This is a genomic window from Sulfitobacter sp. EE-36, from assembly GCF_000152605.1.
Classification (GTDB): domain Bacteria; phylum Pseudomonadota; class Alphaproteobacteria; order Rhodobacterales; family Rhodobacteraceae; genus Sulfitobacter; species Sulfitobacter pontiacus.
The window spans coordinates 2,501-18,099 of the sequence record NZ_AALV01000004.1 but is presented as its reverse complement, the minus strand read 5'-3'; the positions used below and the strand labels follow the sequence as shown (position 1 = coordinate 18,099).

General features: G+C 51.6%; 12 protein-coding genes, 1 tRNA gene and 2 rRNA genes. 9 read left to right on the top strand and 6 right to left on the bottom strand.

What is annotated here, in order from left to right:
- Positions 1-82: 82 nt before the first annotated feature.
- The 3 genes from EE36_RS00090 to EE36_RS00080 form a co-directional block, all read right to left on the bottom strand.
- Positions 83-1,402 (bottom strand): plasmid recombination protein, encoded by a 1,320-nt coding sequence (locus EE36_RS00090; protein WP_005848240.1) that lies wholly within the window; start codon positions 1,400-1,402, stop codon positions 83-85.
- Between the two features lie 294 nt (positions 1,403-1,696).
- The gene (locus EE36_RS00085; protein WP_005848238.1) at positions 1,697-2,386 is read right to left on the bottom strand and encodes a nucleotidyltransferase domain-containing protein; all 690 of its coding nucleotides are present in this window, start codon (positions 2,384-2,386) and stop codon (positions 1,697-1,699) included.
- Positions 2,383-3,432, bottom strand: a complete 1,050-nt coding sequence (locus EE36_RS00080; RefSeq protein WP_005848236.1) for a pentapeptide repeat-containing protein — start codon at positions 3,430-3,432, stop codon at positions 2,383-2,385. The genes EE36_RS00085 and EE36_RS00080 overlap by 4 nt, the downstream gene beginning before the upstream one ends.
- A gap of 795 nt (positions 3,433-4,227) precedes the next feature.
- Here EE36_RS00080 and EE36_RS17425 point away from each other — a divergent pair.
- The 9 genes from EE36_RS17425 (at position 4,228) to EE36_RS00035 (ending at position 11,845) form a co-directional block, all read left to right on the top strand.
- Positions 4,228-4,605: a hypothetical protein gene (locus EE36_RS17425; RefSeq protein WP_156785493.1), complete on the top strand. Its 378-nt coding sequence runs from the start codon at positions 4,228-4,230 to the stop codon at positions 4,603-4,605.
- 164 nt (positions 4,606-4,769) lie between these two features.
- A complete protein-coding gene (locus EE36_RS00070) occupies positions 4,770-5,387 on the top strand; it encodes a hypothetical protein (RefSeq protein ID WP_005848232.1) in 618 nt (205 codons plus the stop codon).
- Between the two features lie 116 nt (positions 5,388-5,503).
- Complete coding sequence (locus EE36_RS00065) at positions 5,504-7,297, top strand: caspase family protein (protein WP_005848229.1); 1,794 nt, start codon at positions 5,504-5,506, stop codon at positions 7,295-7,297.
- A gap of 235 nt (positions 7,298-7,532) precedes the next feature.
- The gene (locus EE36_RS17730) at positions 7,533-7,655 is read left to right on the top strand and encodes a hypothetical protein (protein ID WP_005848228.1); all 123 of its coding nucleotides are present in this window, start codon (positions 7,533-7,535) and stop codon (positions 7,653-7,655) included.
- A 63-nt stretch (positions 7,656-7,718) separates the two neighbouring features.
- Positions 7,719-8,845, top strand: a protein-coding gene (locus EE36_RS00055) for an IS3 family transposase (protein WP_198005472.1) whose coding sequence is annotated in 2 segments (ribosomal slippage) — positions 7,719-7,989 and positions 7,989-8,845 — 1,128 coding nt in all. Because the reading frame shifts where the segments join, the coding sequence is not laid out codon by codon here.
- Between the two features lie 86 nt (positions 8,846-8,931).
- Positions 8,932-9,276: a hypothetical protein gene (locus EE36_RS00050; RefSeq protein WP_005848221.1), complete on the top strand. Its 345-nt coding sequence runs from the start codon at positions 8,932-8,934 to the stop codon at positions 9,274-9,276.
- 79 nt (positions 9,277-9,355) lie between these two features.
- Positions 9,356-9,796 carry a hypothetical protein gene (locus EE36_RS00045; RefSeq protein WP_005848219.1) on the top strand — a complete coding sequence of 147 codons (441 nt, stop codon included), beginning with the start codon at positions 9,356-9,358 and terminating at the stop codon, positions 9,794-9,796.
- Between the two features lie 193 nt (positions 9,797-9,989).
- Positions 9,990-10,205: a hypothetical protein gene (locus tag EE36_RS00040; RefSeq protein WP_005848217.1), complete on the top strand. Its 216-nt coding sequence runs from the start codon at positions 9,990-9,992 to the stop codon at positions 10,203-10,205.
- Positions 10,202-11,845, top strand: coding sequence for a recombinase family protein (locus EE36_RS00035; protein ID WP_005848216.1), 1,644 nt, complete (start codon positions 10,202-10,204; stop codon positions 11,843-11,845). The genes EE36_RS00040 and EE36_RS00035 overlap by 4 nt, the downstream gene beginning before the upstream one ends.
- Positions 11,846-11,862: 17 nt before the next feature.
- Here the strand turns inward: EE36_RS00035 and EE36_RS00030 are convergent.
- The 3 genes from EE36_RS00030 to EE36_RS00020 all read right to left on the bottom strand — a co-directional run bounded on the left by EE36_RS00030 (position 11,863) and on the right by EE36_RS00020 (position 15,174).
- Positions 11,863-11,939 (bottom strand) — tRNA-Met (locus EE36_RS00030).
- A gap of 69 nt (positions 11,940-12,008) precedes the next feature.
- A 5S ribosomal RNA gene (gene rrf, locus EE36_RS00025) occupies positions 12,009-12,123 on the bottom strand.
- Positions 12,124-12,306: 183 nt separating this feature from the next.
- Positions 12,307-15,174 (bottom strand): 23S ribosomal RNA (locus EE36_RS00020).
- Between the last annotated feature and the right edge of the window lie 425 nt (positions 15,175-15,599).

Sequence of the window (15,599 nt, the reverse complement as noted above, 5' to 3'; positions counted from 1 at the left end):
CGGGCAGAATGTCTGGGCTACGTAAAAAAAAGATGGGAGAGCAAATCGGGGTGCGGTGACTTTTACGGCAATAAAAAATCGCTCAATCTCCTAAACCATTGTCTTTGCTTGAACTTCTTTTTTCGGCTCTTTCGTGTGAAAGATTTCCCGCGATAACTGCTTTCTTGAGTCGCTGGGCAAGTTCCGAGAGAGCGCCTACATTTCCGGTGAAGCCATCGCCGAGAGTGGCACCAATCTTCACCAACATGGATGTTGCCTCCTCCAATGTTCGGTTGGCAGCGCGGAACTCATCCGAAACCCGCTCAAAGGCGTCCGTGCGCGCTTTCTTGAACATTGCGCCCCATCCGCGACGGAAGGCTTTCGCAACGCGCGCTGCGCCCTTGGGCGATTGTCTCGCTTTGTTTTGTGCTCTCAGGAAAACTGGGTCATTCTCGCGACCCTTCACCGGTGCGATTGCCGCTGTTCCATCAGCCGAGGGATCAACAACGCCGTCCGCGATGGCTTCGGTGATGTCGATGATGGCGTCCGCCTCCGCCGACTTTTCCTCGATCGCGTCAGTTCGAGCATCAAGATCATGCTCACGCTTGGCCAGTTCACTATCCTTCTTGCGCCGCCAGTCCCTCGTTTTTGTATGCATCCGTTTTGGCGGCGGCGTTTCACCTTGGGCGACAGCCTGGCGGAACGCCTCCTTGCGCTTTTCACCGCGTTCGAGACCGATTTTGGAAAACCACGCGCCGACGCTATCCTGAGCGTGCTCGTAGTCTTCTATTACGTCGAACTTTGATGGTTGAAGCATCTTCCGGGTCGCGATGACTTTGTTCTCGCCCGTTGCCTTGTCCGTGCGCATCATCTCCACGCAGACACGCGGCATGATTACGGCGTGGATGTGATAAGCTTCTTCATCAAGGTCTGCGCGGGCGTGAATGACGTCATCGCCAAACTGTTCTTTCAGCCAAGCAATCGACAACAGCTCGAAATCCGCAATCCTTTGGTTGTTTTCGACACCTTCATCGAAGACTGCTGCAGGGTCAGCATCGAACCACTCTTTGTTAGCAGTCAAAATCACCTCACGCATTGGACCGTGACGTGTCGGACGCCAAGGGTTGTGCGGCCCTTCCGCCAGCCGCTTCTGAATGTCCTTCTTGCGATTACGCTGTTCGAGCGACTGCAACTCAGCGGCAAAATTCTGCGCCTTGATTTCAGCTATCTCAGCCAAAGCTTCCGCCGCCCAGTTTTCGGATCCAATGAGACGGCGATTTGGGGCTGGCGGATGCTCCAAGATGTGACCAGTATCACCCCCAACCCTCTTGCGGTGCTTTTCGTATCCGGCGATGTTTTCGGGGCCGATCCCCTCGAAACGCAAAACGACAGGGTAGCGCGTATGAAATTGTGATCCGTCCATTTTTTATCTCCTTGATGGTGGAGATGAGAAAATGGGAACTCGTTTTTAGATCGAGTGAGTTGAGCGAAAAATTGTTTCATGTGCAAGATTTTGGCGCAAAGGCATCAGTCTGGCTCACTCAAACTTCGGACAATTGGAAAGGAAAGCGCTCAATATTTGAGATAGGAACCAACGGAAATATGCTGATTTTTCTCAGTTTGGAATGTCGCAGCCGCCGCATTTGCGAAAAAAATATTGCCGCCGTGACCCAGCCACCGCAGTTCGTCGATAGCACTCCTATAAAGAACAGAGAGACTAATAGCTGAAACCAGCATTACCTGAGAGGAAGTTTCTAAACGTACTCAAAGCCACAGATTTTCCAAGGCTCTTTATCTCTTTGGCAAACTCACGTTTATCCAGATCCAAGAATTCCCTCCCGCCTCGAAGCAAAAGGAATTCTCTGAGCGCAGGCATAACAATGGATGGGTCATCTGAGGATCGGCGCATACCAATCAGTGAAGAAATGTCTACCTCTTGGACCGATTCACATAAACCTTTTGGTGAAAAAATAATCTTACCTTCTTCGATAAGCTGTGAAATAACGATAGTTCTCACTGACCACGCTATACGCTTATTCAACAGATTTCTATTTGAAAAGTTCATCCAATTCGACTCAATAAAAGAAGCAAGCAACAACGCCTCCCTTCGTTCCTTTGCGTAGCTATCCTTAATGACGAACGACTCCCTCAGAGGGCTAAAGAAGCCGTTCGGATCTGAAATAACCTTACCTTCATGCACGACATGTAGCATGAATAGATCGCCGCTAATTGCTTTGCGCATTGCATCATCCCTTGAGAGCTTTTGTATCTCCAAGGCTCCCTCCTTTATGCTCTTCGGGAATGCATCTTTTTCGAGTATTAGTAAATCTATGTCAGACTGGGCGTCGTTGTCGCCGCGAGCTGTGCTACCAAATAGAATAACCGTGGGCAGGCCGCACTCAGTCATGAACGTTGCCTGGTGAGCTTGTTGATTACGGTGGTAATAAATACGGCATACCATATCAGGCCCACCACTGCATTAGATAGAAAAAGAAATCTTCCAAAGCCCGGCATTGCGAGATCAGAGGTATGGTTTGTATAGCCGAATAAGAAGAAGACTTCACAGGTTTTCATCAACGCACCATTCCACCCATCTGAATTCAAATTTACTTGAAGCAAGGCGAAAAATGCTACGAGAAGCGACCCAACTAGGACAGATCTTGATACGCTTGCCCCCCAAGCATTCATTGATCCGAGGGTCCGAAGCACAAGAACTTCAAGGTTCGCACCAATACGGAGTCCGAAAATCCAAGAAAGCTTTGCGATATCTGAAAGCATCAGGCTTGCAAACTTAATCTTTCTGCGTTCCCCATATACTTGAATGAACTTTGGTGCGTACCTTGCCCGGGCAGCCATGATAGTGCGGCACTTTACGGCCTCATAGTATGATTCTTCGGATCCTTCCCGTGAGAGATTATCCATTATTATTCGCGAAAGCGTCGATTGTGTCACCCGGAGGTGCGCTTTTTGAAAGCTGGTAGAAACATCATCAGGTATCTGATCCTCGAAAATACTCGCAGCCCCAATGAATTGGGAAGGATTCGTTATCAGGGTATCTGGAATTACCGTTGTATTCCCAGAGAATGCAATATTCGAGAATTCGCACTCTCTAAACTCGCAATCTTTGAATGTGCTTATCGAGAATGACGTTCGATCAAAGCGGCATCCTCGAAATTTGGACTGCTTCCAAACCGATCCACCAAAGTCACAACCCGAAAATGTGCACTGCTCAAAGATATAACGGGTTTCATCCAAACTATCCTCAAAATCGCAATTTTTAAATGTAACCAGCTTATTCCGAAGTTGGTTGTTCACTTCTTCGGGCCGCATGAAGACCTTGTCTTCTACGGTAATCCCTTCCTGAAACTCACGAAGGTTATCTTTCGTTAATGCATATTCCTCTTGACTATAAACTGGCTCCCACCAGTTCTCGGTCCGTTTCTGCTTTGTCATGTATAACGCATCCTCTCGGTCAGAAGACCTTTCGCAAATCCTAAGCCATTCCATAAGGTCGCACAATAAAGTGTATGGCTACGAAAGCTGTTCGGCTTCTGAGGCGCGAACTGATTTTGCCATAGTCGCCTATTAGCCAAGCAAGTGTTGCGAAAATGCAAAATGTGCTACATTAATGTCAACAGCGTTCTCTTTGATGATAGGCGCTAATCCTATGAATGCTAAACGAACCATTGCGAAATAATTTAGGTTAGGAGCAGACGTTGGTCGCCTTCTAAACAGACGGCGGCCATGGGTCGAAACGACTTACGTACCAGTCATAAGCGCGTGTCATTTACTCACTAAGTAGCTCGCACTCCGGCCCTTCGGTTCTATGTGCGAGCTACGCGTTCGCCAGGGGCACGCCCCTGGACCCTGGCCGCCTTCGGCGACCTCGGGAGACGTCCAACTCTCCCAAACCCTCAAGGGGCTTTCAGCCCGAGAAAGGGAGGTTTCGCCCACCCCTTTCATCCCCACTCGCAGGGTCATCGTTCGCCACTCCCCCTGCACCCCCTGGCAGCCTATCCGTCTGGGACCAAAGAGGGGACTTCCCTCTCTGGACACTCCAAGGCAAGGAACACTCGCCGTCTGTCCCGGCACCCTCTCAGGCGTCTCCGACGGTCAATCTGAACTTGCTGGCACTGACGCAGACGGCCCAAAGCCGCCATCCGTACGCAGCAACGACGCTGCAATGCAGCTTCCCCGAAGCGGTCGTTACATGCTATTCGGCAAAGACTTTATATTGGAGTTCAGATAATGACAAAACTGCCTGTTAAAGCACTCCCACCCAACGATACTGGCCGTCTGTTGGTTCGACTAAATAGAAAGTACCGAGCTGGTATCCCGCGTTATGGCATCGCGCATCTGAGGAACTCCGAGAATGAAAAATCCGTAAAAGTCCTTGTACTTGGCCATGATGATGACACCGCCATCTTCATGCCGTACGACATCAGAGAAACCCTCGGGGCAGACAAGGGTGCCGACCTCGAATTTACAGTCCAGAAAACTGGATGGTTCGGCAAGGTTTGTTGGCTTCTCGGGACCCATGATCCAGCGGTCCATGTACCGGCATGGCTTGCACTTATGTCGGTGTGCTTGGGGGTTTTAGGAGTATTAATTGCTATCTGCAGTTGACGGTCCAAAGCAAACGTTTGTCATCACCAAATACGCTGAATTTCAGCATGCCCAAACCTGACCTTGGCGACCCATGCATCGATAGAAAATGCGTACTGGCGCACAAGTTCTATTCGCGGCAAACTATTGGTTGAACCTCCAAGCACACCAATTGGTATTTTAGAATGAACATTATGACCCCGTTCTTGCAGAAAAAGCTAAGTGAAGCCTACATGATTGGGTTTACCAAGGACGTTGGGGATCGGTCAGCACAAATGCGAAATAAACTGTTGGATTCACGCAATGTCTTGTCCTTTCAGCATGGTAGAAAATTTGAGAGTCCCGCCAATGAATTTGGCGATACTAGTACGGAAATGACGCGTCACAGCAGCATAACTGAACTACACTTAAAAGACGTGGTTAGGGGTGATCCCACAGTGACTTTTTGGGCTGCAATGACGGTCTCAGAGCAAATGCACGAGTCAATCATGGATTTAATGATCTCCACATTGAACAGGTCAACCGCGCAATCAGGCAATGTAGTAAACGCAGGAGGTCGGCCTTTCCCAGAAGCCTTTGCTGAAATGCTCGAAATGATACAACCGTCACTAGGAGACGATGGCGAACTTCTGCTACCGACGATGCTGGTACATCCCTCTCAAGGTCCCAAACTAGTTGCTGAACTTGAAGCGGCAGGGCCTGAGTTTGAACGGCGCATTGATGAATTGAAGGCGCGCAAAAAGTTAGAGGCAAAAGAGAACGAGACAGCCAGATTGAATCGTTTTGAGAGGCGACGAAATTGAGAAAAAGGTTGTGTTTGTGCGTGGGTGTACCGGAATGCTCAGACCCTCATTTAGGTCCACTTCCTGGAACCAAGGTAGACGCTTCCTCGGTTTTTGAAGCTCTAACTGATTGCACAATGGGTCAATATGATGCCATTGAATCCGTTCAATTGATCAATCCGTCGAGGGCCGAGTTTACGGGTGCTCTAGCGCAACTTTCTTACGATCCGGATATAGACACGCTAACGATTTATTTTGCAGGGCATGGGGTAATCATAGATTCGGTCTACTACCTGTGTTGTAGAGATATTGAGTTAGATAGGGCTGCATATTCGGGTCTATCTTTGACCGAGTTATTTCAGATTATTGGCAACGCGAAGCCCCGCCATACAAATATTATTATAGATGCGTGTCATGCGGCAGGTGTCGTGCATGATGTTCAAAGTCTAATAAAACCAAATAGTTTGGGGCCTGCGAATTCGTTTGGGGTGTCCATACTAGCGATGAGCGCAACCGATCAATATGCACATGAAGCACTACCTTGCGACCCCGTTCAGGGTGGCTACGGGACCCTATCACTACTGAAATGCTTGAAGGGCGAAACTGACTGTCAGGTCAGTAAGTCCCACCTGTCACTTGACGATATATCTAAAGCAATTGATCTTGAAAGGGACGATCAATCTCCCAATTTTTGGTCATTTAACATCTCAGGTTCTCCTCAGTTTTGCTTGAATAAAACGGCCGGTGTCGGTCCATCTGAATCGCTCATACCAATTCCAATATTTGAAGACTCAGACAGCTCAACGTTGCCTCTGGCTTTGTCCGAAGAGTTGTGGAAATGCTATCTGGATTCCAAAACAGAGGTGGAACTTCGCGAGCTACAGAATTGCTTAGAAAAGGGCTTGTTTGAGTTAGCTGAACCGACCAAGCAGGCCAACTTTCTTATCGGCTTACTTGATAGTTTCACAGCACGTTGTTCCCTTGCTGACGACGGTTTTGCAACCACGCAGGTTACTGCAGTTTTCTTGTTCGTCGCGCAGAAAATTTCTGACCAAGATGTCGCAGATGAAGTGGTCGCGTTCATCCTGGGGCAACTGGAAGCAAGCTTAGGGTTTGCAACCTCAAGCATTCATGAAGGCTTGAAAGAAGACTATTTTCTTGTCCGAGGCGGGGGTGGGCACAGTGAGTTCTTCTCTTTGCCGATCAGGATAACCAAGGTTGCGGCTTGGTCCTTGTTCTACCTTGACCTTTCCAGCGGCAACGCCGTCGAAACCGCTAGACGTTCAAAGGTCTGTGGAGCGATCCTAGATGCATTGGAACGCGATTACAGCGGTTCAATAAGTCTGATTTCAGAGGAGCAAGCGGCATACATCATTACCATTTCAAGCCTTACGAAACGCCACGGCCTAACTGAGTGGGGCGAACGGTTCATTGGATCGCTTTATCATGATTACTTTGCCCATGGAGGGCGTGTAGCTAGAACTGGTCTTGCCCTTGAAGACACTTACGAATTCATGAAATACCGCTCACTAGAAGAAGAAGTAGATTTTCTCCGTTTTAGCGCCCGACCTAGTGAACTATTGTTCTGTCTTTTTGCCCACTACTGGAATTTCGATCAATTGGACGTTGTCCGCTATGACTTTTCCGAAGTTGATGGAACGCACTGTACAACCTACATTCCTGACAGCTACGCAAACTTTTCGGACGAAGTTATTGCCAGCGGTGGCAACCTTAATTTTCAGATTGGCCATGATGTCTTTACCGCCTCTGATTTTGACAATTTTATACGAAACTATGTCTCTCCGGCGGTCTATACTGCTAGTCAGCCTCCCCAAACTATGATCCACTCGATAGCGATCTGCGCTTCGCTCATTTACCCCGATCGAATCCCATGGTGTGCCATGGGTAGCTTAACTGCCGATGTGTTCTGAAGCGAAAGTCCGCTTTAACGATCTCTCATAATTCGTGCCGCGCAGCCGCGAATGTCTGGAATCCGCCCAACTTGCCACCTGAACATATTTTGACGAGAGGGGCACCCTCTCGCCGCTCTCCCGGATTTTGCCTCCTGTTTTGCTGCACGTTCTTTGTGACGCGCAGCAAAACAGGAGGCTTTTCTAAGTTTCCAAAGCTGGTGTCGATTTCCAATCGCATCACAGGAGACCCCACATGTATCAATCCCCCCAACCTTTCGTGCCGGTCTTTGACTGGCGGGACCTTGTCGAACGCGGCGATGTCGTTCTGTTTCGGTTTCCGCTGGCGGACGAAGAGGATGCTTCCACGGGTGCCTGAGGTGGTCCCAGAAAACTGGACAGTCGGCTAAGGTGTATCCCAAACCTTTGAAGGGATACGAGAATGGCGAAGCGTCGGAATTTTACAGATCAGTTTAAGGCCAAGGTGGCGTTGGAAGCGCTGCGTGGCGACAAGACCGTGCAGGAGATTGCGGCGAAGCACCAGCTTCACCCAAACCAGGTCAGCACTTGGAAGCGGCAGGCTATCGACGGGATGGCCGATGTGTTCTCTGGCGGCAAGCAAAGCGGCCCGACAGAAGCAGAGGTCAAGGAGCTGCATGCCAAGATCGGGAGGTTGGCGGTCGAGAACGATTTTTTGTCCGAAGGGCTGAAGCAGTGAGCCCCGAGGAAAAACGCGCGATGATTATACGGGACCATCCCGAGTTGAGCATCAGCAAGCAATGCAAACTGGTGCGGCTGTCGCGGTCGGCATTCTATTACACGCCGGTCGGGATCGATGCGGACACTCTGGCAATGATGAAAGAGATCGATCGCGTCTTCACCAAATACCCGTTCTTCGGCAGTCGCCAGATCGCGGCCTATCTGCGCCGGGAAGAAATTGCTGTCGGGCGCCATCGCGTCAGAAGGCTGATGGCGAAGATGGGCTTGGAAGCAGTCTACAAACGGCCCAAAACCAGCCAGCCGCATCCCCAGCATCCGGTCTATCCCTACCTGCTTCGAAGCTTGCAGATCGAGCGTCCGAACCAGGTCTGGTGTGCCGACATCACCTTCGTGCCGGTTCGCAACGGGTTCCTCTACCTCGTGGCGATCATGGACTGGGCGTCGCGCAAAGTCCTGAGCTGGAGGCTGTCGAACACGATGCACGCAGACTTCTGCGTGGAGGCTTTGCAGGAGGCAATCGTCAAATACGGCCCGCCCGAGATATGCAACACGGATCAAGGATCGCAGTTCACCGGATCGGCGTGGATCACGACGCTGACCGCGGCAGGCGCGCGCATCTCGATGGATGGGCGGGGCCGCTACCTCGACAACATCTTCATCGAACGGTTGTGGCGGAGCCTGAAGCAGGAGGCGATCTATCTCCAAGAGATCAGCGATGGCTTCCAGGCCCGGCGCGTCATCAAGGGCTGGATGACATTCTACAACACCGAGCGGCCCCATTCTGCGCTTGATCGGTTAACGCCCGACGACGCATATTGGGCCGGATTGGAAGAGCAAAAAGCAGCATGAAACCTAAACCCGATACACCTTAGAAACGCTGCAAACCTGTCCGAAAAGGTGGGACCACTTCAGCCCACCCCAAACGCCGCCCCTGCTTGGTTCTGGACGTCTTCGACAAGGCCGGAACCTGCTTTGTCGAACTCGCCTATGGGACCTCCGCCCCGACCAACGCCAACCGCGGTTACGAGGTGAGAGTCGGGGAGTTGGCGTCCTGCCACGCAGCTGGCCTGAAGCGGCCGTCGCGCTTTGTCTGCGCCCGTCGGATCATCGTCAGCGTTAATCATTCTGGTTTCGATGACGACGACGATAGCGGAACACTCGTCGGTCGTCTGGATCCGCCACTTATCGAGCGGATGAATGCCGTGCAGGCGCGGTTACAAGCCGACGCTGACATACGGGCAGCTCCGCAAGAAGAACGCCGGGAACAACGGGCACGATAGTCGCGCGTAGATCGCGGTTTCCTTTTGGGAACCGCGCCTTCGAGCGACCCCGCCCCCCAAACATCAAAGGATAAAGACTATGGAACTACCATTCACATCGGGCACAGAACTTACACCAATGACAGCCGCCTGCTACCCGCTTGCGCGCGCCGCTGCGACCGGCATCGAACAGGATGTCCTCGACTTCATTTCGCCAAAGCCAAAACGCGAGGCGCAAGCGCTCGCGGCGTTACTTCAGCGTGGGGCGATCTTCGACAAAGGCGTTCTCGCAAAGCTGCACGATCTTGTGGGCGTGCTTGATGCCGAGATCATCGAAGGAACCTATATCGAAACCCATTACGATCACGCCTTGGAGAACGTATCCGACACCAAGAAATACGGAATGGAACGTCTGACGCCTGAAGCCGATCGGCTAACCAACGCACTGGGAGTGCTAGTCGAGCTCTACGTAACGCTTTCGGCTGTGCACGATCTGCTTCGTGCCGAGAAGGCCCTTCAGGGACTGCGCGCAGCAGCCTGACCGAACATGCGGGTTTAGACACCCTGCATCAGGCGCGCTGACGACCCTTCTGCTGCTACAGATGTCAGCGCGCCGCCCATAATGAGATGCCCGCACAGATCATCTCTGTGCGGGCATAGACGATCAACCGTTAAGGGCCACCGTGTCTCGTCGTGTTGTTGGTTTTGTGTGTCCACAACCGAAGGAGAAGCGAATGACCCTCACAAATCTGATCGACCTGATAGCTGAAGTTGCCGCCAAGCGGGCCACCGAAGAGGGCAGAACGAAGGAAGAAACACCAAGCGCAGTGATTTGGATAATAGCCAAGATTCCGGCCAGATTATGGCAGCCTCTCCACAATGTTTTCAATTTTGGATTGTATTCCAAACAAAGGCGACCCAAATTTGCGGCCCAAGGAGATTCTAAATGACGGTCAAACCTCGCGTGGCAATCTATGCCCGCTACTCCTCGGATATGCAGAACCCGAAGTCTGTTGACGATCAGTTCAGCGAATGCCGTAAATACGCAGAACGCAACGGCTATGAAGTCGTCAAAGAATACGCCGACGCCGGGATGTCTGGTGCCCTACGGGACCGCCCTGGATTTCAGGCGCTGCTCGACGCAGTTCACGCACGCTCATTTGACATCGTTCTGTTCGAACACGTCGACCGTCTTGGGCGTGATCTTGAAAGGGCCTCGAACTTCTACAAGGCTGCGACCTTCGCAGACATTGAGCTCCACCAGTTGGGCAAAGGCAAACTCGGCCTGCTCGACATCGGCATTATGTCCACGATGGCGCAGATATTTCTTGAAGACCTCGCCCTTAAAACAAGGCGCGGTCTGCGCGGAAAGTTTGAGCGCGGTCAAAGCGCAGGTGGCAAGTCTTACGGCTATGCCCCCCGCATCGGACAAGACGGTCTGGTTCAGACAGGCCACGTCAGTATTGACGACAATGAAGCTACCATTGTGCGCCGCATCTTCACGGAATACGCGTCCGGCGTGTCCCCCCTCAAGATCGCGGCACAACTCAATGCAGACGGTGTCCCCTCTCCAGCCGCCAACACCAAACGCGCTACCAACGGCCACTGGAAGCAAAACACCATCAATGGCAATCCAACCCGTGGCACCGGCATCCTAAATAATGAGCTCTATATCGGGCGTCGCATCTGGAACCGATTACGCTATTCCAAACACCCTGAGACCGGCAAACGGGTCTCACGTCTTAACCCTTCCGAGGATTGGGAGGTTCGGGATGTGCCTGACCTACCGATCATCGACCAAGATCTTTGGGACGCAGTAAAAGCGCTGCAAGCCGGACAAAGAAAGGTGCGCAGCACAAAAACAGCAACAGATAAAAATGGCCTCTCCGTCGGACAATCGTTCCGGCGGCGTAAATACCTGCTGTCTGGACTTATGAGCTGCGGGCAGTGCGGCGGGAATCTCACCGTGGCAGGCAGCGGCAAAGCGCGGCGCTATTATTGCGCCAACGCTAAGGAGAAGGGTGCGTCCGTATGCGCCGGGATGCGTGGGCTCAAAGAGGAAGATGCTGCGGCCTCCATCGTTTCAGGCCTCAAGTTTGGCCTGATGCAGGATGAGGCCTATGCGGAGTTTCGGGAGAACTTTCTGGCGCGCAAAAAGGTGGAGGCAGAAGAGAATGGTCAAATGCTCAAACTGCACGACAAAACCATTCACGAGTTGAAGACCAAGATCGGGAACATTGTGCGGTCCATTGAAGATGGCGATGCGCCAACCTCTTTGACTGCACGCTTGAAATCACTGGAAGCCGACCTCAAAGCCGCAGAAATAAAACGCAAGGCCATCAAGCCGACCCCGGTCACGTTGCCAGAGGACCTCCCTGTCTTTTACCGTGCCCAAATTGACGACCTGGCGGCCACTCTTTCAGATGAGGCTGTCTCGGGTCGTGCGAGCGACGAGCTACATCAATGGGTTGATACAGTAGTGGTCACCTGGGATGTAGAAGCCAAGCATCATGCGCTTGAGCTGCGTGGCAAGCTGTTGGAGATGCTAAACGCCACAAGGCCCGCAGGCGATGCGAGCGGTTGGTGCTAGTTAAAGTTCTTTAAAGCTGGTTGCGGGAGTAGGATTTGAACCTACGACCTTCAGGTTATGAGCCTGACGAGCTACCGGGCTGCTCCATCCCGCGCCGGGTGCCAATGTTTTTGTATTGGCTTATTTATTGTCATCGTTGAGAGATACGTAGAGGTTTTGCTAGGTTTGGCGGTGACCTACTCTCCCACGTCTTAAGACGCAGTACCATTGGCGCAGTAGCACTTAACTGCCGAGTTCGGGATGGGATCGGGTGTTTTGCTTACGCTATGACCACCAAACCGAGTAAAACCTCTATGTTGCTGCTTTTGCCATTGGCAAAAGAGCAACAAGCGGGAGAGAGCGTATCCGAAGGATGCGCGTTCCCGCCCCCTCACCATTCTGGGTAAGGATTTGTCCAAGTCAGTACGACTGATTGTATGTGTATGCTTTTGTCCTAGTAAGAAGTCTTTCTTCTACTGGATCAAATCAAGCCTATCGAGCAATTAGTACCAGTCAACTGAACGTATTACTACGCTTACATCTCTGGCCTATCGACGAGATGGTCTATCTCGGCTCTCAGGGATACCTTGTTTTGAGGGGGGCTTCCCGCTTAGATGCCTTCAGCGGTTATCCTGTCCGATCATAGCTACCCAGCACTGCTATTGGCATAACAACTGGTCCACCAGTGGATCGTTCACCCCGGTCCTCTCGTACTAGGGGCAACTCCTCTCAAGTATCCTACACCCACGGAAGATAGGGACCGAACTGTCTCACGACGTTCTAAACCCAGCTCACGTACCTCTTTAAACGGCGAACAGCCGTACCCTTGGGACCTGCTCCAGCCCCAGGATGAGATGAGCCGACATCGAGGTGCCAAACACTGCCGTCGATATGGACTCTTGGGCAGTATCAGCCTGTTATCCCCGGCGTACCTTTTATCCGTTGAGCGATGGCCCTCCCACTTGGGACCACCGGGATCACTATGGGCCGTCTTTCGACTCTGCTCGACTTGTCAGTCTCGCAGTCAGGCTGGCTTCTGCCATTGCACTCAACGAGCGATTTCCGACCGCTCTGAGCCAACCTTCGCGCGCCTCCGTTACGATTTAGGAGGCGACCGCCCCAGTCAAACTACCCACCACACAGGGTCCCGGATCCGGATAACGGACCGCGGTTAGACATCAAGCAGAACAAGGGTGGTATCTCAAGGGAGGCTCCACGCAGACTGGCGTCCACGTTTCAAAGCCCACCACCTATCCTGCACATGTTCGGCCTAATGCCAGTGTGAAGTTGTAGTAAAGGTGCACGGGGTCTTTCCGTCTAACCGCGGGTAACCGGCATCTTGACCGGTAATTCAATTTCGCTGAGTCTATGTTGGAGACAGCGGGGAAGTCGTTACGCCATTCGTGCAGGTCGGAACTTACCCGACAAGGAATTTCGCTACCTTAGGACCGTTATAGTTACGGCCGCCGTTTACCTGGGCTTCAATTCAGAGCTCTCACTCCTCCTTTTAACCTTCAGGCACCGGGCAGGCGTCAGACCCTATACGTCGTCTTACGACTTCGCAGAGCCCTGTGTTTTTAATAAACAGTCGCCACCCCCTGGTTTGTGCCCCCAGCCCCTAGTTGCCTAGGAACCGGGCCTCCTTCTCGCGAACTTACGGAGGTATTTTGCCGAGTTCCTTCAACATAGTTCTCTCAAGCGCCTTGGTATTCTCTACCTATCCACCTGTGTCGGTTTAGGGTACGATCTAGCGATGGAGCTATTTCCAGGGACCTCTAAGCAGCCCATTCAATCCGATAAGGATGAACTACCCTCGAGATCCGTCACTTCCATCTGGCCCAGGAATATTAACCTGGTTCCCATCGACTACGCCTTTCGGCCTCGCCTTAGGGGTCGGCTTACCCTGCTCAGATTAGCTTTAAGCAGGAACCCTTGGATTTTCGGCGAGAGTGTCTCTCACACTCTTTGTCGCTACTCATGTCATCATTCTCACTAGTGATCTCTCCACGGGATCGCTCACGCGCCCGCTTCACAGAAAGCTCCGCGTCTCCAATACCCCGAAGGGCTAAGGAGACATGGAACTATGTCACACTACGCTCTGCTACCATGCAATTAATGCATCCTAAGCTTCGGCTCATGGCTTGAGCCCCGTTACATCTTCGCCGCAAGACAACTTATTTAGACCAGTGAGCTGTTACGCTATCTTTAAAGGATGGCTGCTTCTAAGCCAACCTCCTGGTTGTTTTGGTCGTCTCACCTGCTTTCCCACTTAGCCATGAATTAGGGGCCTTAGCTGTAGGTCAGGGTTGTTTCCCTCTTCACAACGGACGTTAGCATCCGCTGTGTGTCTGCCATCTAGTACTCCTCGGTATTCGGAGTTTGGTTAGGATCAGTAAGCCTGTGGGGCCCCATTACCCATCCAGTGCTCTACCCCCGAGGGTATTCGGATGACGCTCTACCTAAATAGATTTCGCAGAGAACCAGCTATCTCCGAGTTTGATTGGCCTTTCACCCCTAGGCACAGCTCATCCCGATCCTTTTCAACGGATGTGGGTTCGGTCCTCCAATAAGTGTTACCTTATCTTCAACCTGGCCATGCCTAGATCACTCGGTTTCGGGTCTGATCCCACAAACTCAACGCCCTATTAAGACTCGCTTTCGCTACGCCTACACCTAACGGCTTAAGCTTGCTTGTGAGACCAAGTCGATGACCCATTATACAAAAGGTACGCTGTCAGGCCGTAAAGACCCTCCAACTGATTGTAGGCGTTCGGTTTCAGGTACTGTTTCACTCCCCTCGTCGGGGTGCTTTTCACCTTTCCCTCACGGTACTGGTTCACTATCGGTCAGTAAGGAGTACTTAGCCTTCGAAGGTGGTCCTCCGATCTTCAGACAGAATTTCACGTGTTCCGCCCTACTTAATACGTCCAATCATGCTTCTTATACGGGACTATCACCCACTTTGGTTGCGCATTCCAACGCATTCTAACCACACTCATGGCTCGGCTGGTCCCCGTTCGCTCGCCGCTACTAGGGGAGTATCAATTGATTTCCTTTCCTCCGGGTACTTAGATGTTTCAGTTCCCCGGGTTTGCTTTTATAAACCTATGTATTCAGTCTATAAATACCTGGTTCTGCTTACTGATGAACCCACCGTCTGCACCTTGCGAACTTACGTCCTCAAGTAGCAAAGCGGTAGGACAACAATAAACAATCAGGTGGGTTGCCCCATTCAGAAATCCATGGATCAAAGCTTATTCTCAGCTCCCCATGGCTTATCGCAGAGTATCACGTCTTTCATCGCCTCTTACTGCCAAGGCATTCACCAAACGCCCTTTTCGCGCTTGATTTGATCCAGAAAAAGAAAGACTGATTTAATGTCCTACCGCCTATTCGGCTACTTGAGGACAATTTAGACCCTCAAACGGCCGATAGAGTGCAGGACGTCAGTCCAACGCGGGAGACAGAAGCTGGTAAGAAACTGTCTTCCCTTATTCCAGATCAAAAGCATACTTTTACCCGCCCACTCTCTCAGAGTGGACAGCGAGTAGTGCATCTAGCCTACCTTCCGTGCAGGAAGTAGGCGTCACTACTCTGGTTAGTGTACTTGACTTGGACAACACGTCGCTTTCAGTCGCGATACGTTCAAAAGACCGAGGAAACAGTCAAATAAACGCCGGCTCCAAAAGGAGCAGCAACCGAGATCATCACCTAACGCGGTGCGATCAGATCGTGTTGTTTGTTACTTTAAGATTACTCTTAAAGTAACTGTATC